Here is a 24,607-nt window from a genome sequence, read left to right on the forward strand (position 1 = left end):
CTTTTACATAAAATCTAAATGGTATTATTAATATTCTAGTTATCCGAATCATTCCACTTACGACTTATTTCTAGACCATAATCCATATCGTAAACTTCTTTTATAGCTTTAACTTTTTCAAGGCTTTCATCACTAAACACAGGTTTGTTTTCAAAAGAATGTAGAACGATTCTTTCAAGAAGAACACCAAGTGAAATATCATGGTATTCTGCCATCGCTTTCAAAACTTTTACCATTCTTTTTTCCATCCTAATTCCCGTTTGCACACGTTCAACTTTAATTTTTATATTCTTTTCATTTATTTGCTCATTATTTTGTTTCATAATTTCACATCCTTACCAAAAAATAATACTTTGTTACCTCGGTAACAAGATATCATTATAACACTGGTGTATCTTTTGTCAATTGTGTCATTATATTATTGATTGAACATAATAGATTCTCTCCCTATTACTATTATCAAGATAATATAATCTATCCTCTATCACTTTGAGAAATCCAACTGTAAACACACTAAAAAGCAGATAATGATTCCATTATCTGCTTTCCAATTTTTATCTATGGCTGCTTTAATTATACTTTTTGATACACGAGCCAATCCCCAGAATCAATGATTTTCTTTAACATTTCTTTATTCCGGGCAATATACACATACGCGTGTATTTCTCTATCAGCAACATACATTGTTTGCGTTATCCGATCATATAAATCAGTCTCTGCATTACCTGTATACTCTTCAAGTTCATCCAATTTTTTTAAAACATCATCATTTACTTCATAAACTTCCCCATATACCTTTTCTTCATGTGAGCAAATCATTGCTGGATACCCTTCGTTTGTATCAAATAATTTCCCATACGTCCATGCTATGTCAGTGATGCATGTTGCGCCTTGCAAATAATGAGCATTCGTTTGCCCTCTTCTTAACGTACCGTACACGAAAACATGATGCATATATCCCTATCCCCTTTATATGTCTCTACTTTCTTATTTGTAAATATGCACGAATCATAAAGTAACTCACTTCACCTGGAAGTTGTTCTTTAATCGATTTCAAACCACCTTCTGCATTTTGTACAGCAGTTTCAATAAGAGGTTCATACTCTTTCGGAACGAAACTATGCCAGTCTACTTCCATACCATCTTCAAAAGAGCGAATTAAGTGATTTTCAATTGTTTGTCTCGATAACCCACGTTCTTTCGCAATTTCATTTAAATCAATACCTTGTTTATACATTTCATACGTTTCTAAATGGGAATTTGCTGAAGCTTTTCCTGACTTTTTACGCTCTGAAACAACTTCCGTCTTAATTGTTTCCGCATAGTTTGGATTTTCCTCAATAAAGTGTTGAACCGCTTGTAAAAAGTGAGAACCATACTTCACAAGTTTGTGTTCTCCAATTCCTTTTACAGTTAGGAGTTCAGAGTCACTTTGCGGCATTTTCACGCACATATCTTTTAACGTTTGATCAGAGAAAATAACGAATGGCGGTACACCTTCTCCTTGAGCAATTTCTTTACGCACTTCGCGAAGTACTTCAAATAATGGATGATCTTGGACGATTTGCCTTGTCTCCACTCGTTCTTTACGTAAAACATTCTCTTTACCAAGTAATACTTCTTTCCCTTTTTCCGTTACTTTTAACGTCGGATACGTACCATGTTCGACTGCAATTAACTCGTCTGAAATTAAAAACTCAATAAACTCACTTACCTCTTTTACACTACGGTTTGATAAAAGACCATACGTTGGTAAAGTATGAAAATTAAATTCAATAACTTTCTTATTTTTTGATCCCGTTAAAACTTGTGCAATCATTTGCTTTCCAAATCTTTGGTTCGTTCTAATCATACAAGATAAAACCATTTGTGATTCTCTTGTCACATCGATGCTCTCACGGTCGTCCGTACAATTACCACAGCGTCCACAATCTTCTTTCGGTTCTTCTCCAAAGTATTGCAAAATAAATGATTGTAAACATTGTTCGGTATGACAGTAATCGGTCATGTTTTGTAACTTTTCAAGTTCATTTGAAAAACGTGATTCTCCCGTTGATTGATCAATTAAAAAACGCTGTACTTGCACATCTTGCGAAGAATATAACAATATACATGCACTATCTAATCCGTCACGGCCAGCACGTCCTGCTTCTTGATAGTAACTTTCCATATTTTTTGGCAGCTGATAATGAATAACGTAACGAATATTCGATTTATCAATACCCATACCGAATGCAGAGGTTGCTACCATTACACTGACTTCATCTCGTAAAAAAAGTTCTTGCTGCTCATTTCGATCATGGTCACTCATACCAGCGTGATATTTCGATACCGAAACTCCAGCTTTCATTAAATCTTCATACAACTGATCGACTACTTTTCTAGTAGCTGCATATATAATCCCAGATTCCTTCTGATTTTGGCGAATGTAATCCGCTAAATACGCATTACGATCCTGTCCTTTAATGACTGAAAACGATAAGTTCTCACGCTCAAACGTTGTCATAATTGTATTTTCTTGATTAATTCCAAGCGTGTTACAAATATCCTCACGTACTTGTGGTGTTGCCGTTGCAGTTAATGCTAAAACGAGCGGCTTTTCTGGAAGGTAATCTAGTATACGATGTATATGTAAATAACTCGGGCGGAAATCATGACCCCACTGCGATATACAGTGCGCCTCATCAATTGCAATCATCGGGATTTTCATATCAATGAGTTGGTCAACAAACTCCATTGAATCGAGACGCTCAGGAGCAACATAAAGCAACTTGTAATGTCCTTGTTTCGCTAATTGAATTCTATGATTTGCTTCTGTCATTGAAATAGAACTGTTAATATACGTAGCGGAAATACCGTTTTGCACTAATGTATCTACTTGATCTTTCATAAGTGAAATCAAAGGGGATATTACTAACGTCGTTCCTTCAAATACTAATGCGGGAATTTGATAACAAATGGATTTACCACCGCCCGTAGGCATAATACAAACTGTATCTTTCCCCTCTAATACATTTTTAATTGTTTCATCTTGTCCTCTTCGGAATGACGAATAACCGAAGTAAGTCGCTAAAAGTTCTTGTGCTTTTGTAAACAAAAAAGATTCACCTGCTTTTCTTTATCTTTCATCTATCTCTATTATATCATCACTTATGTGACTTGAAAGTGATGAATACATGCTTATTCCTTTTTCATTACTCTATATTCCCTTTCGTATCAAATATTCATTCATATAGGTGTTTTGTTACTTTCTAAGTTTCCTAACATCTACAACGCATATTCAATATACAAAAAGTAAGAATTTCAATTTAAATATTCATTTTCTTTCCCTTCCTTGAATACTACTAATCATATACGTATAAATTCAGGAGGTTACTATATGAAGCGTCGTAATATTAGTTCCATCAAACATAAAACAGAAACGAATAAACTCCAATTCTCTAATAATGATGCGTGGAAATATGAATCATATTATAAATATCAACCATTATTCTCTTATAGAAAGATATGTAACTTTCTACTTCAACTTTTTAGACGGTAATTCATGTGCAAAAAATATATAATTCATATAAATTTTCTCAATATAAAACTTATAGACTTACTCCAATACAGCTGTTAACATGTAAAATAATCTGTTGAATAAACCCCTTAAGTCGACCTGCTTACATTAGCAGGTCGACTTAATAATTACCCTTAGTCTTGCATACAAACCTTTTCTACATTTTATAACCATAATCCAATCGCAACAAATGATAATAATCGAAAAAATTTTAAATATAAATTCTTAACGTCTAATTATGTAATTCGTTTTTTCTCAATACACAAAACTATTTTTACTTGTTACTATAAAGGTACTCTAGATGAGTTTTTACTCATCAACATTATCTAGTGAAAGGGGGCTGCTGCGGGAAGTAGCTCCTTTTTACTTTATTAAAGTGTTAAATCATTCATTTGGACAGATTTACCAAGGTTTTTCAAAAAAAAATTATGGTACTATTACGTAGTCGAGTCCGACATCTCGACAATACCCTTTTGAGGCTCTGCAACTTCCCTTGCAGAGCCTCTTTTACTTTATATTCAATTAATTCACATATACCACAACTTCGTTTTCAAATCTTCTCACCTTTTTAGCCACCTATCTAATTGTTGAAAATAATCTAGGACACGTAACTAAAAAATAAATTTCATCATACTTTGAGATATACATGTTCAAAGGAGTGTTACTACTTATGTATTCTTATTGGCAATCGTATTACTCCCCCTATCATAACCCTTATGTAAACTTTGATGTACCCGTACGTAATTACCGAATTAGTAAAAATGAGAACTTTTTAAAAGGTTATATGCGTTCATTATGGGAACAACATGTCGCTTGGACGAGATTAGCCATTATAAGCATTGTCTTTCATTTACCAGATGTTAACGTTTCAGTTGGACGCCTTCTACAAAACGCAACACACATGGGACTATCCCTTGAACCGTTCTACGGTGAGGATGCAGTAAAAAAATATAGTGCATTAATTAAAGACCATTTAGTAATCGCCGCTGATCTTGTTAAAGCTGCAAAAGCAGGTGATCAAAATGCAGCTGCTGCGATAGAGAAAAAATGGTACGCTAACGGGGATGAAATTGTTGCATTTCTTACTAGCATCAACCCATATATAGAAAAAGAAGAATTTAGAAAAATGTTTTATGAACATTTAGCACTAACAAAAGCAGAAGCGCTTTCCTTCCTAAATAAAGATTATGAAGCAGGAGTAAAATTGTACGATAAAATTGAAAAAGAAGCATTAGAAATGGCAGACATGATAACAGACGCAATCGTAAAACAATTCCCGCAAGTATTTCAATAACAATAAGCCGATTTGAAAAAACAAATCGGCTTATAAAACGTTCATTCAAGGATATTTCACTTCTCCTCTTTACATTTAACGTATATCGATATATTTTATTAATATCCGTTTTTTATAGGAGGACATAGTTTGATTAACGCCATTGGTCTCGTATTCATTCTCACAAATAAACACGAGAAAAAAAAGAAAGTTTATTTGAATGAAAAATTCGCATTAATAGACATTATCGATTCTAAGGAAGTATTTGATGATGAAGGTAACCCATTAGTAGAACTAACATGTAAATACAGTATATATTTAGATGAAAAATATTATTGTAAATCCCTCGATGATTATACGGGACAAGTATTCCCCTTCTTAAGCGCAAAAATAGGAAAAGGCCTTCTTAGAAACTTAAATTATTACTTTTCTTACGTTGATGCATATGATAAAAAGCCTCCTGTGAAAGAAATAAGGCCACTTATGAAACAAGTAACTAACAGATAGCAAAAAATACTCAAAAAAGAAAGCATCTCATACTGGATGCTTTCTTTTTTGAATCAAGAACCCTTTACCTTTCATTCTCTTCTAAATATATGTGTCCAAGCATACTTTAGATAAAAAAACATTGGAGGATTAGACTGAATGAAATACTCAGAAACAATTGTAAGCAAACGGCTTCGCAAACTTAGAACAGCTAGTATATTTTTTACAATCATTTTAATCGCCTGGATAGGATATACAAAATTCCTTTATACAAGTGGTTTCCTTCTCGAAAAGAAAAACTCCGCCGAGGTAATAAGTACGAACGGTACTGGAGAAATCGAAAAAAATTTCAATGTAAATTTACAGGGATTTCGTAAAACAAATCTCGATACCCTTATAGATACAAGTAAAACTGATCCAAGTAACCTTTCATTAATTGAGCTAATCAATACGTCTTGTTCACGAGATTGCATAGGTGAGCCATTAGCCTATGTAAAATCGAATAATGGCTATATCTTTTATCAAAAATCTAATGGAACTTATGTATCTATAAAAATTAAAAAGAAAGATACATGGGAAATTGAAAAAAAATCAGTTCAAGATGGAATATAAACTAGTAATAAAAAAGAGTACTTTACGTACTCTTTTTTATTACTAGTACCCTTCATGTTTACAATGGCATTTCGGTTTCTCTTTATGCTTACACTCTTCACAATCGCACTTCGGTTTCTCCTTACAACTACACTTGTCACAATCGCATTTCGCTTTCTCTTTGCAACTGCATGTATGACAATTCCTGCATCTACATCCTCCGAACATTAAATCATCCCAAAATGAACGTCTACAATGACAATGATTCCCCATGAATATACTTCCTCCTAAATAGAATTCATTATATTCTATGTTGGAACTAATAGAAGGGCTTGTTTACTAGTCTAGTTTTTAAGGTTTAGGGAACATATTTCATATTTAATGAACACTAACATTTTGGTTTTTTTTACAAAACAATTACTTATAATCTATTTTTTTATGAATCGAAAATATATTTTATACATTTAGGAGGATACATTTCGAAGGGAATTCTATTTTATCTTCTATAAGAAGCTGTTTTTTAGGTGGGGCACGCTCTATGGTACAAACTTTGATTACTACATTTCTTTATACCACCATTTTTTACGTTCAAGATAATCTTTCATTGCATTCAATTGCGTGTCTGAAGTTGGATCAGAAATGAAATATGTTAATCCATCCGATTGTAAAATGAACTTGGCTGTCATTTTTAAAGAAGTTAATGCTCCCATAACATCGGGCGTTTCATACGGTGAAAAAGCTCCAGATTGGATGATATTTTGTTTATTTGCTTGTACTTGCACAGGTTGTACTGGTTGTACTGCTCCAGTAAACCACGCTAGAGGTTTATTTCCTATGAGTGAATTGAGATCGCATTTACCGATGCCAGGAACATTCCCTGTTTCAGTATACTGCCAAAGGTCACACGGATACACTGGCTTATTTCCCCCATATCTCGGAATCCATACAAAGTCACATTTCACATTTGCCATCCCAAAAGGTTCATACATATGATGACCAACATATAAACCGATTTTCTTAGCACCTAGTCGGCGTAATTCGTCGATAAAAGCTTGTGTACCTGTTCGCATATCATCCATTGTTTTCACTTCAACATCTGCAGCCCAAATTGTAGCATTTTTATCCCCACGATTCCAAAAATTACGTGCTTCTACTTTCGCATCTTCTACTGAAATGAAACGGCAAAATGCATAGTTACCAAATGGAATATTTCTCACTTTCATTGCTTGTACATAATTTTTATATAAAGGGTCTACATAATTTGAACCATCTTGCACACGTGCAATTACGAAATCTAATTGTGGTGCTGCTACATCCCAGTTAATATCGCCATTCCATTTCGAAATATCTACAATGTAACCCATTATCCAACATCTCCTTTTTTTATTATCATATTCATAGCTTGTCTTTTTTGCTATTATCGTTTAAAAATCCAACCAGATTCGTTAATACTTGTGTTACTATGATTCCCCTACCTACTGCATTTTTAATTCATTATACTTGAAAAAGAAAATTGACACTTAACGAACAAAACTATTGCTATCAAATACCAAATCTATTTGGGGAGCTGTACTGACTAATAGAAAAAGCACCACCATTTTGGCGATGCCTATTATCAAAATGTGACCAACCTACTACTATCATAAAAACTATACTTCCTTCTCTTCCTCTACAGCCCTCTTTAACCTCTGCAACATATATCCAATTCCTTTGCATCCTTCTAACGGATATGTAATAATTTCTTCCGAATATAATTTCGTCACTACTTTTTTATGTTTCTTCCCAGCAAGTAAAACGATTTCGTCAAACTGAAGCAACTCTTTATCAACGATCTGTTGTCGTAATTGTTCAATACTAATAATCTCATTACTCTTGGAATCAAATGCAAGATCGTAGTTTTCTTGCACAATATCATTCGGTCTTAAAAATCCATGCTTCGCTGATAAGATAACCCAGTTCTCAAAAAACATAGTTGCGTATGCCTGACACGCTTTTCCAAATGGACTAATATACACATCCTTTGCCTCTGTCTCCCCGTAATCTACATACTTATCCCAAATTTTCTTTTTTCCACATGGGATTATGCATAGTCTCTTCATATTTACGTCTTACCTCTTTTCTTTCGTATATAAAGTTAAATTTTTTGTACATTTTCTTCACAAAATACTATATAATAATCCTGAAATGAAAATACATTATTTACCACATTTTTCATTAGTTTCATTTACAATTAGTCTTTTAATACATACGTATATAAATCAAATTTAAATTACTTGCTTTTATCCAACTCCATTCAATAATACTGTAATATACAAATGTTATACATTAAAGTTTAGAGAGGAGGTGAACGGCAATGAAAAATATTATCCCTGCACTATTTGTTTATTTTATCGTTTGCGTTATTGTAATTACCTTACCAGCATCTGACGGTTATAATACTGTTGGTTGGAAATTATTTGTTGGGCAAGTATACGCAATTCCTATTTTCCTCGTTGTTGCTATCGTTACTTTTTATGTGAATAAGAATCGTTTAAAAGGATAGAAAATGCTATCCTTTTTTATTCGCTTATCGTATTGAGTATTGCCCTGAACGTATTTTGTACTACTTCTTACGAAAAATCAAATTTTTCAATGTTTCCAAGTCATAACATTTCTTATTTTCATCCCAATTTAACAACTTTGAGTCATTCAACATACGCAAGTCCCTCTAATTAAAAATCTGGATTTCCCGCCATTTAAAAGAGAAAAGGACAAGTAGTCCATCTGACTACTTGTCCTTTTTGTTTATCTGTACTCAATACTATTAAGCTTGGAATGCTTCTGTTAATACAGGTACGATTTGTTTTTTACGAGATACAACACCTTTTAAAGTAGCTGTGTTGTTTTCTAGAGATACGTTGTAAGCTTTCTCAACAACGTTTGCTGCTTTACCAATTGCAAGGCCAACAGAATCGTTAGTTAAGATGTCAGTTACAACGAATAAGAATAGGTCTAAACCCTTCTCTTCAACTACTGCAGAGATAACTTTTTCAAGTTCCGCTTGGTGTACAAGAACATCGTTTGTATCAACAGCGTTTACTTGTGCGATTTCAACTTTCGCATTACCCATTTGGAATTCTTTAGCGTCAAGAGAGATTAATTGCTCCATTGTTTTTCCGCTTAAGTCAGCACCAGCTTTTAACATTTCTAAGCCATAGCTATCTGCATCTACACCAGCGATTTCCGCTAATTCACGTGCTGCTGCTACGTCTTGCTTTGTGCAAGTTGGAGATTTGAATAGTAAAGAATCTGAAATGATTGCAGATAACATTAAACCTGCAACTTCTTTACGAATTGTAACGCCGTTTTCTTTGTACATTTTGTTTAAGATTGTAGCTGTACAACCAACTGGCTCACAACGGTAGTATATAGGATCGCTTGTTTCAAAGTTAGCAATACGGTGATGGTCAATAACTTCTAACACACGAACAGATTCGATATCGTTAGCACTTTGTTGACGCTCGTTATGGTCAACTAAAATAACGTTGTCCACTTCGCTTGCAACTGTCTCAACAAAACGCGGTCCTTCTACTTTAAAATAATCTAACGCAAATTGAGTTTCACCGCTGATTTCGCCTAAACGTACAGGCTCAGCATTCATTCCTAATTCTTTTTTCAATTCTGCATAAGCAATTGCAGAACAAATTGCATCTGTATCTGGGTTTTTATGCCCGAAAACTAGTACTTTTTCCATGTTTTCCACCTCTTCATGAAAAGGATATCTTAAAGAAGCAAATATGACAATATTTAAAGCGTATTTTTTTATAAATAATTGCACTTTCTTCTATAATTTTCATAAAAAAGATCATCTAAAATGAAATAGATGATCGAAATGTATATTAATTTAAAATAGTGTAGGCACTTGCACTATATTTTCCATTCTTGATTATTGTACCATTAAAGCGCCCAATTGCAAAATTGGCAAAGACAGTCTAATTACCGAATAGCCCTCTCCCTCTCAAATTTGCGGAAACTGGCTCCTTTCCTATTTCACGTGCCCAAATAGATAACTGACCGATATGGTGAATTTCGTGGACAATGACATGACGCATTATCTCTCCGTGTGTACATTCAATAACTCGGCGCCTAATTGGTGCGTCTCTAGAGCTAATCGGTGCGTCATTGAAATCAGTTTCTGAAAATTTCCGAGATTCCATTTCACTTGTCCAAGAGGTCACAAATGGCTGCACTTTCTCGTGGTATTGAGCTGAGAGTTTTTTCACTTTTTGCAAGCTAGAATAATCTTCAAATTCCGGCTCCTCGGGCACTGGTTCACCGCGCAAACCTAAGATCCACATATACTCCATATCTACAATATGAAATAACGAATGTAGGATACTACCAAACCCACCAACCCGTTTCTTTAATAGTTCTTCATCCGATATATCTTCACAAAATGTAAACCACTCATCACGAACTTGCCAATTATATTGAAACAGTTTCAACATGACAGCAACCTCCATCTTTTAGATTAACATTTAATATTCACCAAAAGACTGCTAAACCCCTATTAAATAATAACTAAAAAAACTGTTACAACCTTCTACAAACTAGTCCTTTAATTGAACATTCCAACCATAGTTAAAGGGTCAAAAAACTAAATACTTTTATAATATATAACCGTTGCATCTAACGCACCATTCGGAGAAATTGCATATTCCGGTATTTTTCCAACTTCTCGATAGTCTAATGATTTGTATAATCTATTAGAAGGATCTCCTTCTCTCGTATCTAGCACTAAAAGAGACCTGTTTTCTTGTTTTGCTCGTCCCTCTGCTTTTTGCATAAGCAAACGTCCAATACCGTTACGTCTAAAATTTGGATGAGTCATTAACTTACAAATTTCAGCTCTATGGCTACCATTTGGCTTTGTGACTAAATGTAATTGAACACTTCCCGCTACTTCATTGTTTATTTTAGCGACATATAATATCACTTCCGGCACTAAGACAGCTTGCCAATACTTCGTCGCTTCTTCTCGTTCCATTGGCGGTAAAAACCCGATTGATGCCCCATCATCTACTACAGTTTTCAAAAGTTTAGTAAGCTCTTCAATATTGTTTTCTAATTTCTTAATTTCTTCAATTACTAAATTCCCCATTACTTTCCCCCCTTTTATTTTTATTTTAACAATTTTTAAAGCAGGAATAATTAAATATTAAGATGAAATTATTTTAAATATGAATTTTTAGAGAAAGGATACCTATATGAAATATATATTAGATACGACATACGCGAGAGAATTACTCGAGTGGGCATATGAACAAAATCCAGGTCCATGGTTTGAACATTCAATTAATGTTGCCCTTGCAACGGAAAAGATAGTTGTAGAACTTATTAATAATGGGTATTATGACCTAAATGCTGACATAGCATATAATGCTGCCCTCCTGCATGATATAGGAAGGTATAAAGGTTTTACCAGATCTGTTATACATTCCTATGATGGTTATATGTACATGAATGATTTAGGTTATACAGGAAACGCGATTATTTGTGTGACACATTCATTCCCTTGCAAAAATGAACATATAGATATCGCAGCGGAGTGGAGTCTTGTTCCCGATTATATGAAAAGCCGGTTAATTGAAATATTGAACGAACATAGTAACTACGACTTATATAATAAAGTAATCACCCTTTGTGACGCTCTAGCTGACGCAGATGGCTTTACTACCCTTGAAAAAAGATTAATTTCAGTTGGCTTACGTCATGGAACAACTGCTCATACATCTTTACATTGGAAAGGATTCTATACAATTAAGAAAGAATTAGAATCTTTAATCGGTAAGAGTATATACAGCGTTCTTCCTGACATAAAGAAATCGATTTATGGTAATATAGAATATTAAATTACATACAATTTAAAAGTGGAGGGATTACTTATTAGTAAAATGGGATTTGACTTGATAAACCATAGAGATAACTCTGCTTTTGGGTATGAAAATATAGTGATTATATCTAAGAGCTGTAAATTTTCTAACTGTTCGCATACAAATGAACCACAATGTGCAGTTAAAAAAGCTATATCCGATGGAGTTCTTACAGAAGATATAATGAATAGTTATTATAGAGATAAGAATGAATTCGAATATGTATGTAAACAAAAGAACAAAACAAAAGCTATTGATTATATGAAACAATTGAAACTTTTTAGAAAATCTTAAAACTAAATAAATAGTTTCGATTTCTCATTCCCACTAGATTTAAAATTTTCACTTTATTACATCACATACAATGTAAATTTCATACTCAAATTTAATCTCACGTAAAAGAACGTTTTAAACATAAAGTTTAAAACGTTCTTTTCTATTCAATGCTTTTGATTTTTCAGTTCAATTAAACACTCTTGTACTAAAGTTACCGCTTGACTCATTGCAGCTCCGCCAGCAAATGCTGCTGATACCCCACACGCTTCCAGAATCTCTTTATCTGAACACCCTTGATCAAGACAACCTTTTGTATGATAAATGGTACAATATTCATCTTGCGTTGCTAGACTAATTCCTAATGCGATAAGTTGTTTTTCCCTTTTTGTTAAAGCGCCCTCTTGAAAACAAGCTTGCGTGAACGCATTATATGTTTCAGCAATTTCAGGAATTTGGTTTGTGAAACTACCGATTCCTTCTTTATAATGATGTAGAACGTCATTTACTGAACTATGATGTTGTTCGTTTTCCATCTTATTATTACCCCCATTCAAATTATCTGTACCTACTGTAGTATGTGATGAAAAGAAGGCAATATACCATACAGAATAGAATGAATATTCAGTTTATTAAGACTACAATTGCAGACTATCATCCACTACCGCTTGTTCTTTAGAGTTTTTTCCTTCAACCTCTTTACTTCTCTCTTCCCAAAATGTTAAGCCTTCAATCCCCACATTTTTAGGATCAAATACTGGGTCTTTCCCTTCTTTTTTCTGCGCTTCATAATCTTTTAATACTTTTAATGCCGTTTTACTTAATAATATGATCGCAATAAGGTTTAACCATGCCATACTACCAATTCCTAAATCTCCAAGGTTCCATAATAGCGATGCTGATTCTACGCTACCGATGTAAACCATAATTAAAAATCCAATTTTTAAAACGGGTTTTAACCAGTTATATTTAAGCTCACGATCTAAATAAGTAAGTGTCGTTTCTGCGATATAATAGTAAGCAAGTAAAGTTGTAAATGCGAAGAAGAAGATTGCGATTGAAATAAATATTGGACCAAATCCCGTCATAACAGTTTCAACTGCTTGTTGTGTATAGATTGGACCTGCATCTACATTCCCAATGTTCTTTACAATAGCGCTTTTTCCTTCAGGTATAACATTATACATACCTGTTATTAAAATCATAAGAGCTGTCGCTGTACATACAACAATTGTATCGATATATACAGAAAACGCTTGAACTAACCCTTGTTTGGCAGGATGGGATACTTCAGCAGCAGCTGAACTATATGTCGCTTCTCCAACACCAGCAACATTTGAAAATACAGCACGTTTTACGCCCCAAGCAATAGCTGCACCAACGATACCACCAAACATTTCATTTACACCAAAAGCACTAGAGAAAATTAAAGCGAACATACTTGGAATTTCCGTTACATTCGCAATTAATACGATACATGTAACAATTACATAACCAATTGCCATAAATGGAACAAGCATTTGAGAGACGCCCGCAATTCTTTTTACGCCACCAAAAATGATTGCTGCTAATAATATGACTAACAATATACCAGTTATATATTTGCTAATGCCATTAGAGTTTTCAAATCCAACAGCGATACTACTTGATTGAATACCTGGCAATAATACGCCATATGACAGTGTTACAACCACCGCTACAATAACCGCAAACCATTTCATTTTCAAACCTTTTTCAATAAAATATGGTGTACCACCGCGGTATTCATTTCCTACTTTACTTTTATATACTTGAGATAATGTTGATTCAACAAATGCACTAGCTGCTCCTAAAAGAGCCATTACCCACATCCAAAATACAGCTCCAGGACCACCAAAAGCGATAGCTGTCGCTACTCCTGCGATATTACCTATTCCAACCCTTCCTGATAAGGCCAAACAGAATGCTTGGAAAGATGAAATGCCAGTCTCTGAGCTTTTCCCTTCAAATAGTAATGTAATCATCTCTTTAAAATAACGAATTTGCAAAAAACGTGTCGCAATTGTGAAATATATGCCTGCCCCTAATGCAAAAACAACTAAACCAATACTCCATACTTGCCCTACTAGCCATTCTACTAACTGTTCCATCAAAGTCCCCCTCTTACTTGTTTTGAAAAGAATATTTATATATAGAAAGCGGACAACCTTTGACTTGCATTCCAGTTGTCCGCTTCTCTTATTTATCCTATTATTTATAGTCTACAAGACTGCTACTAAATAGAGTTTCACTTAATATTGACCCAAACACTCTTCACTTCTGTATAATTATCTAGCGCATATGAGCCTAACTCACGACCGATACCAGATTGCTTAAACCCACCAAATGGTGCCGCTGCATTTTCTAGGTTATAATCATTAATCCACACTGTTCCTGCCTTTAACTTATTAGCAACTTGATGTCCAGTTTTAATATTTTGTGTCCATACCCCTGCAGCAAGCCCATATGAAGAGTTATTTGCTCTTTCAATTACTTCTTCTGTCGAATCAAATGGAAGTACAACGACAACTGGTCCGAAAATTTCTTCCTTAACAATTGTCATATCATCCGTAACATTTGTGAATACTGTCGGCTGTACAAAATAACCTTTTTCAAATGCACGTTCTCCACCAGCAGCAACAGTAGCACCTTCCTTCTTCCCTTGTTCAATATAATGCAGCACACGCTCTTGTTGTTTTTTAGATACGAGTGGACCCATTTCAGTTTCCTTCTCCATACCTGCTCCAAGCTTTACTTCATTTGCCATTTTTACAAGTTCATTTACGACTGTTTCATAATGCTTTCGATGCACGAACACGCGAGATCCCGCACTACAGTTTTGACCATGATTATACATAATACCTTGGAACGCACCGTTAATCGCTTCTTCTAAGTCAGCGTCTTCTAAAATGATATTTGGGGACTTGCCACCAAGTTCTAACGTTACATGTTTAATTGTTTCTGCTGATTGACGCATAATATATTTTCCCGTAACTGTTGAACCAGTGAAGGCTACTTTATCAATATCATGATGGTTTACGATTGCTGCTCCTGCTTCAGGACCAAAACCTGGAACGAAGTTTACAACACCATTTGGAAAACCAGCCTCTTTAAAGAGCTTCGCTGTATATAATAACGATAAAGGCGTTTGCTCTGCTGGTTTTAATACAATCGTACAGCCTGTTGCTAGTGCAGCCCCCATTTTCCAAGAAGACATAACGAGCGGAAAATTCCAAGGAATAATTTGACCTACAACGCCAACTGGTTCATGGCGCGTATAATTTAAGTAATCTTTTGAAATTGGAATGGTTTGCCCGATAATTTTTGTAGCCCATCCCGCGTAGTAGCGATAATTTTCTACAGTCGCTGCAATATCATCATCTAGTGCTACTTGATATGGTTTCCCATTATCTAAAGCTTCTAACTGCGCTAATTCTTCTCCATGCTCTTCAATTAAATCTGCTAATTTATAAATAAGATGTGCTCTTTCAGCGGTAGTCATTTCTGCCCAAGGTCCACTTTCAAATGCAGCTCTTGCTGCTTTGACTGCGACATCAATATCTTCCTCTTGCGCTTCACATACGACAGCTAAAACATCTTCTGTTGCTGGATTGTATGTTTCGAACGTCTTCCCGCTAATAGAAGAAATAAATTCACCATTAATAAACATTTTAATTTCTTCGTTTAAAAACGCTTTCACTTTTGGTTTCAGCTCAATATTTGTCGTTAACATATACACTCCTCCTTATTTAAACAGCTGTATGAGCTGTGATATTTGATAAAATCGATTGAAGCTTTTGATCTTCTTCTTCAGTTAATCCGAGTCTCGGATAACGTGAAGGTCCTCCGACTTGCCCGTGTAATTCCATTGAGCGTTTAACGATTTGTACATATTTTCCCGATCCTTCAAGAAACTCGCAAAGAGGTAAAATCGCATCGTTTATTTCCCACGCTTTTTCTAATTCACCATTTTGAAAATGCTCATACATTTTCGTAACTAGACCTGGAACGATATTTCCTGCTACTGAAACCCATCCCGAGGCACCAACTAAATAAGATTCCATAACTAAATCTTCAGATCCGCAGAAGACTTGAAAAGCACCTTCGCCTTGTCTTACTAAATCTCTCGCTTTTCGAATATCTCCGCTAGATTCTTTAATATGTGTAACATTTTCACACTCTTTACCAATGCGAAGCATAAGCTCTGTACTCATATCAACACCAGAAGTAAATGGGTTATTGTATAGCATAATTGGTATATTTACAGCGTTTGAGATTTCTTTAAAATGAAAATAGATTTCTTCTTCTTTCGGTTTACAATAATACGAGTTAATAATTAACGCACAATCCGCCCCGTGCGCTTCCGCATGTTTCGTATATTCAATCGTTTCTTTCGTCGTCTCTGCTGCAGTACCAACGATAACGGGAATACGGCCATCAACTTCTTTTAATACAGTTTCTACCATATTAAAACGTTCTTCTTTTGATAAACTAACAAATTCTCCCGTACTGCCATTAATAATAATTCCAGCTACTTTTTGTTCAATAAAGTAATTTACATTTTGTTTTACACCTTTCCAATCAATCTCTTGAAACTCATCCATCGGTGTTATTAATACTGGAAATGCCCCTTTAATTTTTTTCATCTTTATCTCTCCCTTTAACATTTTATTTTAATAGAAACCCTGTTGGAAACGGATCTGTCGGATCTAGCAAAAACGTCTGCATACCTGTAATAAATCCTCTACTTTCAAAACGGAAAATGTATCCTAATTCTTCTTTCTTCACTTGTTCCACTGTTATAAAGCTATTAAAAATACTTTCATTTTTAAAAGGTTTATCCGCTATATAATCATTTTTAAATAAAGCATGAACATAAGACACAATTGTAGAAACAAAACCTGGTGAACGTACGATAAAGTTATCTTCATGAAATGTGATTGACTTTATATGATTCTTTTCTTTTTGCGAAGAATCTACTAAAATAAGTCTTTTTATAAGTGACTGTTTTTGTATAGCTTCAAGTGTAGCTTCTCCCCATTTTTTTAATTCAGATATATTTTCAACAGAAATTTCAGGCGAATACGTATCCTTTTCTACAACTGCATAAACTTTATCTGCTTGTATGAGAGAGTACTTTATATTACCAATCTTTAAATCTTTCTCAACCATATAACAAAGTTTGCTTTCAAACGAAACAGATACAACTTCATCATGCTCTACATAGGCGTGAACTGAAAAAATTCCAGACAACGTTTCAATTTTGTATTGATCAGACTCTCTCTTTTTTAAATAACCACTTTCTAATAACATTGTTATTACCGCTACTATACCGCCATAATGAAGAGGAATAGATCCTTCATGATCAAAAAACAATACCGCTGCATCCACTTCCTTATGAATAGAAGGAACGACAATACATCCATTTAAACCGATAAAACCACGTGGTTCATTTAATAAAAGCTGCATTTCTTCTGCTAATTCCCCAGAAAACTGTTCATTTAAATGTTCTAAACTGTAGTAGTATTTGCATGGTACATCTTTTATTACACGAAATGCTTCGCCAGCTACGTGCACATCTACTGCTGTATACATTTTTTGAATGTTCATTTTACATCCTCCGTTTCATGCTCCATCGGCGGAATTAACAAAAAACCTTCTTTAAGTGGATCCTTTTCATTGTAAAAAAATCTATGCATGCCCATAAGCCAAGCCGATCCAGTAATTTTCGTTACTACAGCTTCAATATTTTCTACATATGTTGTACTCATAACACACCCTTTAAATAAAGAACCTACAATACTCTCATGAACAAATTCTTCATCAATGTCAATTTTTTTATGGGCATATAATACAGCTAACTTCGCGGATGTTCCTGTACCACATGGAGATCGATCTATTCCTCCTGGCGGAACAACAACTGTATTTTTCACATGCGCACTTTCATGAGTAGGATCTGTATAAAATTCAACATGTGTTAATCCTCTTATAAACGAATACTCTGGATGAATGATTTCAAACTTCTCATTAATTGTATTTCGAATATGAATTGCCTTATCAATGATCGTAGATGCGTTTTCTGGTACTAAATCTAAACCTACTGACTTCGCATCGATAATGGCATAAAAATTCCCTCCATATGCAATGTCAGCCTCTACAGTTCCAATGTCTTCAACGTCTACAGTAATGTTTTTCAATAAAAAAGCTGGTATGTTGCAGAAGGAGACTTCTTTCGCTTTCCCATCTTGAACAAAAATATCTACTTCAACTAAGCCTGCTGGTGTATCTAGCTTTAAAGAAGTAACCGGTTCAACTACTGGGATTAAGCCTGATTCAACTAAAGATGTACATACACCGATTGTATCGTGGCCACACATCGGTAAATACCCGCCTGTCTCTATGTATATAACACCTATATCAGCTTCAGGGTGACACGGCTCTGTTAATAGTGCACCTGACATTACATCATGCCCACGTGGTTCATTCATTAACAATTTGCGAATCCAGTCATACTCCTTTTTCATATGCAACATCTTCTCTGCCATCGTCTCTCCAATTAACTTAGGAAGTCCGCTAATTAATGTCCTCGTTGGATTCCCGCCCGTATGTGTATCAATCGTCGTAAAGACTCTTTGTGACCTCATCCGTTTAACACCCTTTCTGTAAAACGACTCAAACGAAGTGGTTCAATAGGAATGATTGTTTCTTTTTCATTTAACAGTTCCTCAACCACCTTCCCAGTAACTGCCGCAAGACTAATCCCATCACCTTCATGCCCCGCTGCTATAAAGTAGTTCGGAATATGTTCCACTCGTGAAATGATTGGCAAATGATCTTCTGTCCACGGACGTAATCCAGCATATGAACGGATCACCATCATATCCGCCATTTTCGGATAAAAACGAATTGCTCTATTTGCAATACATTTAATAACTTCATTGTTTATTCTCGTGTGAAACCCTACAAATTCTCGACTACTACCAATTAAAAAATTTTGACTTTCTGTCGGTTCAAATACAAGCGCGACTCCGTATTGTTCAGTTAAAGCATCTACTTTTCGTTTCCCACCAAACTTGGAAATCAAATAACCAAATTCCATTACTTTACGGCAGCCAACATGTTGTTGTCTCGAAGCTACAATAATATGTCCCTTTCTCGGTTCAATTGGGATATTCACATCTAACATCTGTCCGATTTTAGGAGCCCACACACCAGCTGCATTCACAACTTGCTTCGCAGTATATGTACCGTTTGTCGTTTCTACAATAAATGAGCCGTCCTTCTCTCTTTTCATTTCTTTAACTTCTGTATGGTTATAAGCTTTTGCACCAAATTTTTTCGCCTCTGCTAAAAGTGAAAAAGCGAGAAGATACGGATTTACAGTTGAATCAGTTGCGCATTCTAAACCACCTAATAAATCATCAGCAAAAAATGGTGATTCCTCTCTTATATCTTGCCTATCTAACATTCGAAACGGTAAACCCGCTTCTTTTTGCCTGTCTACCCATTGCTGCGCCGCTTCCATCTCTTCGTCTGATTCACAAACAAGGATGCTGCCAGGTGCCCTATATTCAAATGAATGCTCCAACTCTTCACTTAGTTCTGTTACTAACTTTTGACTTACTAATGACATTTGACTATCAAACCCTGGATCTTTATCAATTGCCAATATATTTCCATCACACCGTGAAGACGTCCCGCTGACAAATTCTCCTTTTTCAATGATTGTTACATCTCTTCCGTATTTTGAAGTGTAATAAGCGATGGAACATCCTATTATTCCACCACCTATAATTAAAACGTCGCAGTGCCTCACATAGCACTCCTCCTTTCTCATAAATCTCTCACTTTCTTTTATGCAATTGACGTGCCAACTCTACATATATACACTTTTTATAAATAATATTTTTATTTGTAAAAATATTTTAAATTTATCATAAATAGGTGTATTATTTTTTTATCACTGTCTATTTTTTTTTACACAATAGGAGGTCACTATGACATTTTCATTTCCAACAATAAAAGAGTTTATAAAAATTTTGTCAATGGATCACAACAGTATCATGCAATCAATCAAGCAAGTAAACGAGAACTTTTATTACATCCATTCATCTACTGAAAAATGGCGTTGCGCAGTTATATATGAGGATGACTCTTTCACTGCTTTAATCGACGCATTTTCTCATGAACTAGCTGTTGTCATCATGAACAAAGACGAAGAACCTATATACTGTATTACTACACAGCAAATGATTCCTTTTCTTTATAAGTATTACAATGAACTACAAGCGTTTTATAACACTGTTATTGAAACGTCTGATTCTTCTGTTACAGTCATTGATGATAAAGAATGCGTTCGCACTTGGACAGATGGTGCTGAAAAGATTTTTTCAGTAAACCATAATGAAATTATCGGGCAACCGATCACTCGTTTTTTTGATTATAAAGATTTAGAAATTTTACAATCATTACATAGTGGAAAAAGCATAATCGCTCAATTCCATCAGCCTCGGCCTGATTTGTTCGTATTAATTAATTCAAACCCAGTTTATTGTAACGATAAAATAATAGGGGCAGTCGTTTCAGAAACGGATGTTACAAATCAAGTCGCTTTGAATGAAAAATTATTTAATATGTCGCATGAAATGCACCGATTAGAACAAGAAGTTGCAAAGTATAAAGATACATCTGATCCTTTCCATGCAATGAACGGAAAAAGCCCTGTCATACAAAGAACGATACAATTAGCTCGAAAGGTTTGTTCTGTGAAGTCGACTGTTTTAATTCTCGGCGAAAGTGGAGTTGGAAAAGAAGTATTTGCGAAAGCAATTCATGAAGCAAGCGAGACAGCAAAGTCACCTTTCATTTCGATCAACTGTGGTGCCATCCCTGAAGCGTTATTTGAAAGTGAGTTATTTGGGTACGAACGAGGCGCTTTTTCTGGCGCAAATAGTAAAGGGAAAAAAGGGAAAATTGAGCTGGCACAAGGCGGTACTTTATTCCTCGATGAAATTGGCGAAATGCCACTCGATATGCAAGTGAAACTTTTACGTGTACTACAAGAACGAAAATATTACCGAGTTGGTGGAGAAAAAGAAATAAATATTGATTTCCGTATTATCGCTGCTACAAATCGTGATTTACAAGAAGAAATGAGAAAAGGAACTTTCCGAGAAGATTTATATTATCGCTTAAATGTAGTTAGTTTGCATATTCCGCCACTACGAGAAAGACGAGAAGATATTATTGAATTAACATACTCATTCTTAAATGATTTTTCAATTAACTATAACAGACCAGTTCGCGACTTACCTTCAAGTATTATGCATGAACTACTTCATTACAATTGGCCAGGTAATATTCGCGAGCTCCGTAACGTAGTCGAACGGCTCGTCGTATTTGCGACAGACGGTATTATTAAACAAGAATATTTACCATTTCACACAAATGATACTTTAGAAAGCGAAACGTCTCATTCCTTTTTGCTGAGTAACAATAACACGATCCTCTCTTTACAAAATGAAATGGATGAGCATGAGAAAAAGGTAATTGAACGAGCTTTACGCATTCTAAATGGAAATAAATTAGAATGTGCAAAGCAACTCGGCATAACGAGGGCTACTTTATATAACCGATTAAAAAAACTTGGGTTACAATAACCACCTCTCCCCTCTACTTTGGCACAGTTTTTGCATTATAATTTGTGCAAACCGAACTAGAGGAGGAATACATATGACGAATAAAGAGAACATAATTGTTTGTCGTTGTGAAGAAGTAACATACGGACAACTTCAATCAACAATCGCTGAATATAATTGCTCGGCAAGGGAATTAAAACTAAGAACACGTGCTGGCATGGGATTTTGTGGTGGCCGCACATGTAGAATGATGATAGATCGAATGATTGAAAATGCAAATCCTAATATAAATTCGAATGAAATTCCTTTGAAATATCAGCCACCAGTACGTGCGGTTACTTTTGGATCGGTAGGTGAAAGTAAATGAGTAGAATTACACATCACCCTATTTTAGGTAGTTTAAATCATAGTCAGCGCATCACCTTTCAATTTAACGGTCAACAATATGAAGCATATGAACATGAAACAATTGCGGCCGCTTTACTTGCAAACGGAATTCGAACGTTAAGAGTCCATGAAGATAGCGGGAGTCCGCGAGGCATTTATTGTAATATCGGGCATTGTTCTGAATGCCGCGTAACTGTAAACAATCAAACGAACGTACGAGCTTGCTTAACTGTAGTTGAAAACAATATGGTTGTGGAAAGCGGAAAACAGCACCCGAATATCGTGAGAGAGATGGTGAAAAAGCGATGATTGATGTAATTATTATTGGCGCAGGACCAGCAGGATTATCAGCTTCCATCTCTTGTGCACGCTTTGGACTTAACGTACTTGTAATAGATGAATTTATGAAGCCAGGTGGGAGATTATTAGGTCAGTTACACCAGGAACCTACTGGAGAATGGTGGAACGGAATAGAAGAGTCAAAACGCCTTCACGAAGAAGCAAAATCCCTTTCAGTCGATATTCAGTGCGGTGTTTCCGTCTTTAATTTAGATAAAGATGAAAGTAATTGGTTCGTACATACAAATATCGGTACGTTAGAAGCACCGTTTGTACTAATTGCTACCGGGGCTGCTGAATATTCTATTCCCCTTCCTGGCTGGACACTTCCAGGAGTTATGTCAATTGGAGCAGCTCAAGTTATGACAAATGTTCACCGAGTGCAAGTTGGGAAAAAAGGAATCATTATTGGTGCTAACATTTTGTCATTTGCGATTTTAAATGAACTGCAATTAGCTGGAATTAAAGTGGATCATATTGTACTTCCTGAAAAAAGTGAGTTAAGCCAAAAAGCTGGTGAACCAGAAGAAGTTTTAAACTCTCTTTTAAATGCAGCTCATCTTGCTCCTTCTGCTTTTCTACGCATAGGTAGCCGCTTTATGAAATATGATTGGATTCGAAAAGCCGGATTAACCTTCTACCCAAATAACGGGATGAAAATAAATGGGACACCACTTCATCTCCGTAAAGCCGCACTTGAAATTATTGGAACAGATCAAGTTGAAGGTGTTCGTGTTGCTAACATTGATTCTATAGGGAATATTATTAATGGATCAGAAAAAATATTAGAGGCAGACTTCGTTTGTATTGCTGGTGGTTTATACCCGCTTGCCGAGCTTGCTGCTGTAGCTGGTTGTCCTTTCCGTTACATCCCGGAATTAGGCGGACACGTCCCTCTTCATTCCGAAACAATGGAAACCCCTCTTTCGGGCTTATTTGTAGCTGGAAATATTACAGGAATTGAAAGCGGAAAAATCGCAATGGCGCAAGGAACAGTTGCTGGCTACTCAATTGTAAAACACGCTAATATAAAATCTAATTCGATTGAACAACACTTGCAACAAGCAATTCAACATGTACACGCTGTACGTCAACAAGCAGCAATTCAGTTTAATCCAATGATCGATGCTGGTAGACGAAAAATGAATGAAATTTGGCGTGATTATTCCTCTTCATATGCACATACTAAAAAGAGCTGTTGAGATTACTCTCAACAGCTCTTTTTCCTACTCATCTGAGTTATTAAATTTCGCTAATGCGTAAATGCCTTCTTCATCATCTAATTCAAGTTGTAATCTTGCCGCGAATGCATTGACATTATATTCTCTGTCAAGTAATAAGCGCAACGCTTCAATTAAGTTTGCTTGAATTAATATTTGCTGACGACCATTTACCTCTACTTCAGCTGAGAAACCATAGTCATCATCATACATCAGTTCAACTAAAACTTCTTCTGGACCAACTTGTCTTTTTTCAGCGATATACACACAAAGCGCATTTATAAGTTCTTGTTCGGAAATTTTTATTGTTTCCATGCTACTTCATCTGCCTTTTTCTTACGTTGATTTTTGAAGTATTTAAATGCACGAACTGCTAACATTACGATACCAGCCATAACTAACATATTTACCATAAACGCTAATACAGAACCAAGAGCTCCCATATTTGCAAATAAGCTACCCATTAGTAAACCACCAAGACCACCTAGTAATAAACCCTTCATAAAGCTTCCTTTATTACTTTTTGGCGCTGTGTTTGTTGCTTTTGTTTTTGAATCTGTTGTCGTTTTTTGTGAATTTACGTTAGAATCTTTTTTGTTTAAATCCACCTTAGACTTTTGACCAGAACTTGGTGTATATGATTTTTTACCAGATTTGTAACTTTTCGCTTCCGCGTGATTTACGAACATAAAGCTACTAGCCCCAAAGATAACCATGAATGCTGTCATTACTGCTACAAGTTTTTTCAACATATTATATCCATTCTCCTTTTATATAGATATATGTGAAATCTACCTTTCTAGTAAATTCAGAATGATAGATTTGTTTTAAAATCATTTTAAAGGTTCTTATGAACTTATTATATGAACTTTTGTCGAAATATGCAAGTATTATTTACTTAAGACAATAAT

Annotated in this window: 28 protein-coding genes; 11 read left to right on the forward strand and 17 right to left on the reverse strand. The window is 35.1% G+C overall.

Annotated elements, in window-relative coordinates:
- Nucleotides 1-35: 35 nt before the first annotated feature.
- The 3 genes from ACQKNI_RS03720 to recQ form a co-directional block, all read right to left on the reverse strand.
- Nucleotides 36-323, reverse strand: a complete 288-nt coding sequence (locus tag ACQKNI_RS03720) for a hypothetical protein (RefSeq protein WP_088229249.1) — start codon at nucleotides 321-323, stop codon at nucleotides 36-38.
- Between the two features lie 250 nt (nucleotides 324-573).
- Nucleotides 574-954 (reverse strand): gamma-glutamylcyclotransferase family protein, encoded by a 381-nt coding sequence (locus ACQKNI_RS03725; protein ID WP_088229248.1) that lies wholly within the window; start codon nucleotides 952-954, stop codon nucleotides 574-576.
- 25 nt (nucleotides 955-979) lie between these two features.
- Entirely contained in the window at nucleotides 980-3,097 is a 2,118-nt protein-coding gene (recQ, locus tag ACQKNI_RS03730; protein ID WP_098252090.1) for a DNA helicase RecQ, read from the reverse strand.
- A gap of 282 nt (nucleotides 3,098-3,379) precedes the next feature.
- On the opposite strand from recQ, the gene ACQKNI_RS03735 reads away from it, so the two are divergent.
- The 4 genes from ACQKNI_RS03735 to ACQKNI_RS03750 all read left to right on the forward strand — a co-directional run bounded on the left by ACQKNI_RS03735 (nucleotide 3,380) and on the right by ACQKNI_RS03750 (nucleotide 5,930).
- Nucleotides 3,380-3,541: a hypothetical protein gene (locus ACQKNI_RS03735; protein WP_170933738.1), complete on the forward strand. Its 162-nt coding sequence runs from the start codon at nucleotides 3,380-3,382 to the stop codon at nucleotides 3,539-3,541.
- 688 nt (nucleotides 3,542-4,229) lie between these two features.
- Nucleotides 4,230-4,853, forward strand: a complete 624-nt coding sequence (locus tag ACQKNI_RS03740) for an acetylglutamate kinase (RefSeq protein ID WP_141524719.1) — start codon at nucleotides 4,230-4,232, stop codon at nucleotides 4,851-4,853.
- A gap of 129 nt (nucleotides 4,854-4,982) precedes the next feature.
- Complete coding sequence (locus ACQKNI_RS03745) at nucleotides 4,983-5,339, forward strand: hypothetical protein (RefSeq protein WP_000606231.1); 357 nt, start codon at nucleotides 4,983-4,985, stop codon at nucleotides 5,337-5,339.
- Between the two features lie 138 nt (nucleotides 5,340-5,477).
- Entirely contained in the window at nucleotides 5,478-5,930 is a 453-nt protein-coding gene (locus ACQKNI_RS03750) for a hypothetical protein (protein WP_088229245.1), read from the forward strand.
- A gap of 536 nt (nucleotides 5,931-6,466) precedes the next feature.
- Here ACQKNI_RS03750 and ACQKNI_RS03755 read toward each other — a convergent pair.
- Both ACQKNI_RS03755 and ACQKNI_RS03760 read right to left on the reverse strand, forming a co-directional pair.
- Nucleotides 6,467-7,273 (reverse strand): GH25 family lysozyme, encoded by an 807-nt coding sequence (locus ACQKNI_RS03755; protein ID WP_088229244.1) that lies wholly within the window; start codon nucleotides 7,271-7,273, stop codon nucleotides 6,467-6,469.
- Between the two features lie 285 nt (nucleotides 7,274-7,558).
- Nucleotides 7,559-8,008: a DUF6884 domain-containing protein gene (locus ACQKNI_RS03760; RefSeq protein ID WP_088229243.1), complete on the reverse strand. Its 450-nt coding sequence runs from the start codon at nucleotides 8,006-8,008 to the stop codon at nucleotides 7,559-7,561.
- Nucleotides 8,009-8,262: 254 nt separating this feature from the next.
- On the opposite strand from ACQKNI_RS03760, the gene ACQKNI_RS03765 reads away from it, so the two are divergent.
- A complete protein-coding gene (locus ACQKNI_RS03765) occupies nucleotides 8,263-8,451 on the forward strand; it encodes a DUF4017 family protein (RefSeq protein WP_088229242.1) in 189 nt (62 codons plus the stop codon).
- Nucleotides 8,452-8,712: 261 nt separating this feature from the next.
- Here the strand turns inward: ACQKNI_RS03765 and ppaC are convergent, their stop codons facing one another.
- The 3 genes from ppaC to ACQKNI_RS03780 all read right to left on the reverse strand — a co-directional run bounded on the left by ppaC (nucleotide 8,713) and on the right by ACQKNI_RS03780 (nucleotide 11,049).
- On the reverse strand, nucleotides 8,713-9,642 hold the full coding sequence (gene ppaC / locus ACQKNI_RS03770) for a manganese-dependent inorganic pyrophosphatase (RefSeq protein ID WP_098840954.1): 930 nt from the start codon (nucleotides 9,640-9,642) through the stop codon (nucleotides 8,713-8,715).
- Between the two features lie 238 nt (nucleotides 9,643-9,880).
- A complete protein-coding gene (locus ACQKNI_RS03775) occupies nucleotides 9,881-10,396 on the reverse strand; it encodes a DinB family protein (RefSeq protein ID WP_098252094.1) in 516 nt (171 codons plus the stop codon).
- Between the two features lie 149 nt (nucleotides 10,397-10,545).
- Nucleotides 10,546-11,049: a GNAT family N-acetyltransferase gene (locus ACQKNI_RS03780; RefSeq protein ID WP_088229239.1), complete on the reverse strand. Its 504-nt coding sequence runs from the start codon at nucleotides 11,047-11,049 to the stop codon at nucleotides 10,546-10,548.
- Between the two features lie 106 nt (nucleotides 11,050-11,155).
- On the opposite strand from ACQKNI_RS03780, the gene ACQKNI_RS03785 reads away from it, so the two are divergent.
- Entirely contained in the window at nucleotides 11,156-11,800 is a 645-nt protein-coding gene (locus ACQKNI_RS03785; RefSeq protein WP_088229238.1) for an HD domain-containing protein, read from the forward strand.
- An 18-nt stretch (nucleotides 11,801-11,818) separates the two neighbouring features.
- On the forward strand, nucleotides 11,819-12,115 hold the full coding sequence (locus tag ACQKNI_RS03790) for a hypothetical protein (RefSeq protein ID WP_088229237.1): 297 nt from the start codon (nucleotides 11,819-11,821) through the stop codon (nucleotides 12,113-12,115).
- A gap of 146 nt (nucleotides 12,116-12,261) precedes the next feature.
- Here the strand turns inward: ACQKNI_RS03790 and ACQKNI_RS03795 are convergent, their stop codons facing one another.
- From ACQKNI_RS03795 to ACQKNI_RS03825, 7 genes are all read right to left on the reverse strand, one after another.
- Nucleotides 12,262-12,630: a carboxymuconolactone decarboxylase family protein gene (locus ACQKNI_RS03795; RefSeq protein ID WP_088229236.1), complete on the reverse strand. Its 369-nt coding sequence runs from the start codon at nucleotides 12,628-12,630 to the stop codon at nucleotides 12,262-12,264.
- Nucleotides 12,631-12,732: 102 nt separating this feature from the next.
- A complete protein-coding gene (locus tag ACQKNI_RS03800) occupies nucleotides 12,733-14,223 on the reverse strand; it encodes an alanine/glycine:cation symporter family protein (RefSeq protein WP_427282199.1) in 1,491 nt (496 codons plus the stop codon).
- 137 nt (nucleotides 14,224-14,360) lie between these two features.
- The gene (locus ACQKNI_RS03805) at nucleotides 14,361-15,845 is read right to left on the reverse strand and encodes an aldehyde dehydrogenase family protein (RefSeq protein WP_088229234.1); all 1,485 of its coding nucleotides are present in this window, start codon (nucleotides 15,843-15,845) and stop codon (nucleotides 14,361-14,363) included.
- Between the two features lie 16 nt (nucleotides 15,846-15,861).
- Nucleotides 15,862-16,758, reverse strand: a complete 897-nt coding sequence (dapA, locus tag ACQKNI_RS03810) for a 4-hydroxy-tetrahydrodipicolinate synthase (protein WP_088229233.1) — start codon at nucleotides 16,756-16,758, stop codon at nucleotides 15,862-15,864.
- A 22-nt stretch (nucleotides 16,759-16,780) separates the two neighbouring features.
- Nucleotides 16,781-17,722 carry a proline racemase family protein gene (locus ACQKNI_RS03815; protein WP_427282201.1) on the reverse strand — a complete coding sequence of 314 codons (942 nt, stop codon included), beginning with the start codon at nucleotides 17,720-17,722 and terminating at the stop codon, nucleotides 16,781-16,783.
- Nucleotides 17,719-18,756 (reverse strand): proline racemase family protein, encoded by a 1,038-nt coding sequence (locus ACQKNI_RS03820; RefSeq protein ID WP_427282202.1) that lies wholly within the window; start codon nucleotides 18,754-18,756, stop codon nucleotides 17,719-17,721. Before ACQKNI_RS03820 ends, ACQKNI_RS03815 begins: the two co-directional genes overlap by 4 nt.
- Nucleotides 18,753-19,928, reverse strand: coding sequence for an NAD(P)/FAD-dependent oxidoreductase (locus ACQKNI_RS03825; protein WP_098252098.1), 1,176 nt, complete (start codon nucleotides 19,926-19,928; stop codon nucleotides 18,753-18,755). The genes ACQKNI_RS03820 and ACQKNI_RS03825 overlap by 4 nt, the downstream gene beginning before the upstream one ends.
- 181 nt (nucleotides 19,929-20,109) lie before the next feature.
- On the opposite strand from ACQKNI_RS03825, the gene ACQKNI_RS03830 reads away from it, so the two are divergent.
- The 4 genes from ACQKNI_RS03830 (at nucleotide 20,110) to ACQKNI_RS03845 (ending at nucleotide 23,678) form a co-directional block, all read left to right on the forward strand.
- A complete protein-coding gene (locus tag ACQKNI_RS03830) occupies nucleotides 20,110-21,771 on the forward strand; it encodes a sigma-54 interaction domain-containing protein (protein WP_088229229.1) in 1,662 nt (553 codons plus the stop codon).
- A 73-nt stretch (nucleotides 21,772-21,844) separates the two neighbouring features.
- Nucleotides 21,845-22,117 carry a (2Fe-2S)-binding protein gene (locus ACQKNI_RS03835; protein WP_088229228.1) on the forward strand — a complete coding sequence of 91 codons (273 nt, stop codon included), beginning with the start codon at nucleotides 21,845-21,847 and terminating at the stop codon, nucleotides 22,115-22,117.
- On the forward strand, nucleotides 22,114-22,446 hold the full coding sequence (locus ACQKNI_RS03840) for a (2Fe-2S)-binding protein (protein ID WP_088229227.1): 333 nt from the start codon (nucleotides 22,114-22,116) through the stop codon (nucleotides 22,444-22,446). Before ACQKNI_RS03835 ends, ACQKNI_RS03840 begins: the two co-directional genes overlap by 4 nt.
- Complete coding sequence (locus tag ACQKNI_RS03845; RefSeq protein ID WP_088229226.1) at nucleotides 22,443-23,678, forward strand: NAD(P)/FAD-dependent oxidoreductase; 1,236 nt, start codon at nucleotides 22,443-22,445, stop codon at nucleotides 23,676-23,678. The genes ACQKNI_RS03840 and ACQKNI_RS03845 overlap by 4 nt, the downstream gene beginning before the upstream one ends.
- 24 nt (nucleotides 23,679-23,702) lie before the next feature.
- Here ACQKNI_RS03845 and ACQKNI_RS03850 read toward each other — a convergent pair whose 3' ends face one another.
- Nucleotides 23,703-24,011 carry a YxcD family protein gene (locus ACQKNI_RS03850; RefSeq protein WP_000447757.1) on the reverse strand — a complete coding sequence of 103 codons (309 nt, stop codon included), beginning with the start codon at nucleotides 24,009-24,011 and terminating at the stop codon, nucleotides 23,703-23,705.
- Entirely contained in the window at nucleotides 23,999-24,448 is a 450-nt protein-coding gene (locus ACQKNI_RS03855; RefSeq protein WP_088229225.1) for a hypothetical protein, read from the reverse strand. The genes ACQKNI_RS03850 and ACQKNI_RS03855 overlap by 13 nt, the downstream gene beginning before the upstream one ends.
- Nucleotides 24,449-24,607 lie beyond the last annotated feature (159 nt).

It is taken from the genome of Bacillus sp. NPDC094064 (assembly GCF_050279585.1).
GTDB lineage: Bacteria > Bacillota > Bacilli > Bacillales > Bacillaceae_G > Bacillus_A.

Coding starts and splice junctions, on each gene's coding strand:
- ACQKNI_RS03720 (WP_088229249.1), bottom strand. CDS start 323: ATGAAACAAAATAATGAGCAAATAAATGAAAAGAATATAAAAATTAAA.
- ACQKNI_RS03725 (WP_088229248.1), bottom strand. CDS start 954: ATGCATCATGTTTTCGTGTACGGTACGTTAAGAAGAGGGCAAACGAAT.
- ACQKNI_RS03735 (WP_170933738.1), top strand. CDS start 3,380: ATGAAGCGTCGTAATATTAGTTCCATCAAACATAAAACAGAAACGAAT.
- ACQKNI_RS03740 (WP_141524719.1), top strand. CDS start 4,230: ATGTATTCTTATTGGCAATCGTATTACTCCCCCTATCATAACCCTTAT.
- ACQKNI_RS03750 (WP_088229245.1), top strand. CDS start 5,478: ATGAAATACTCAGAAACAATTGTAAGCAAACGGCTTCGCAAACTTAGA.
- ACQKNI_RS03755 (WP_088229244.1), bottom strand. CDS start 7,273: ATGGGTTACATTGTAGATATTTCGAAATGGAATGGCGATATTAACTGG.
- ACQKNI_RS03760 (WP_088229243.1), bottom strand. CDS start 8,008: ATGAAGAGACTATGCATAATCCCATGTGGAAAAAAGAAAATTTGGGAT.
- ACQKNI_RS03765 (WP_088229242.1), top strand. CDS start 8,263: ATGAAAAATATTATCCCTGCACTATTTGTTTATTTTATCGTTTGCGTT.
- ppaC (WP_098840954.1), bottom strand. CDS start 9,642: ATGGAAAAAGTACTAGTTTTCGGGCATAAAAACCCAGATACAGATGCA.
- ACQKNI_RS03775 (WP_098252094.1), bottom strand. CDS start 10,396: ATGTTGAAACTGTTTCAATATAATTGGCAAGTTCGTGATGAGTGGTTT.
- ACQKNI_RS03780 (WP_088229239.1), bottom strand. CDS start 11,049: ATGGGGAATTTAGTAATTGAAGAAATTAAGAAATTAGAAAACAATATT.
- ACQKNI_RS03785 (WP_088229238.1), top strand. CDS start 11,156: ATGAAATATATATTAGATACGACATACGCGAGAGAATTACTCGAGTGG.
- ACQKNI_RS03795 (WP_088229236.1), bottom strand. CDS start 12,630: ATGGAAAACGAACAACATCATAGTTCAGTAAATGACGTTCTACATCAT.
- ACQKNI_RS03800 (WP_427282199.1), bottom strand. CDS start 14,223: ATGGAACAGTTAGTAGAATGGCTAGTAGGGCAAGTATGGAGTATTGGT.
- ACQKNI_RS03805 (WP_088229234.1), bottom strand. CDS start 15,845: ATGTTAACGACAAATATTGAGCTGAAACCAAAAGTGAAAGCGTTTTTA.
- dapA (WP_088229233.1), bottom strand. CDS start 16,758: ATGAAAAAAATTAAAGGGGCATTTCCAGTATTAATAACACCGATGGAT.
- ACQKNI_RS03815 (WP_427282201.1), bottom strand. CDS start 17,722: ATGAACATTCAAAAAATGTATACAGCAGTAGATGTGCACGTAGCTGGC.
- ACQKNI_RS03820 (WP_427282202.1), bottom strand. CDS start 18,756: ATGAGGTCACAAAGAGTCTTTACGACGATTGATACACATACGGGCGGG.
- ACQKNI_RS03830 (WP_088229229.1), top strand. CDS start 20,110: ATGACATTTTCATTTCCAACAATAAAAGAGTTTATAAAAATTTTGTCA.
- ACQKNI_RS03835 (WP_088229228.1), top strand. CDS start 21,845: ATGACGAATAAAGAGAACATAATTGTTTGTCGTTGTGAAGAAGTAACA.
- ACQKNI_RS03840 (WP_088229227.1), top strand. CDS start 22,114: ATGAGTAGAATTACACATCACCCTATTTTAGGTAGTTTAAATCATAGT.
- ACQKNI_RS03845 (WP_088229226.1), top strand. CDS start 22,443: ATGATTGATGTAATTATTATTGGCGCAGGACCAGCAGGATTATCAGCT.
- ACQKNI_RS03850 (WP_000447757.1), bottom strand. CDS start 24,011: ATGGAAACAATAAAAATTTCCGAACAAGAACTTATAAATGCGCTTTGT.
- ACQKNI_RS03855 (WP_088229225.1), bottom strand. CDS start 24,448: ATGTTGAAAAAACTTGTAGCAGTAATGACAGCATTCATGGTTATCTTT.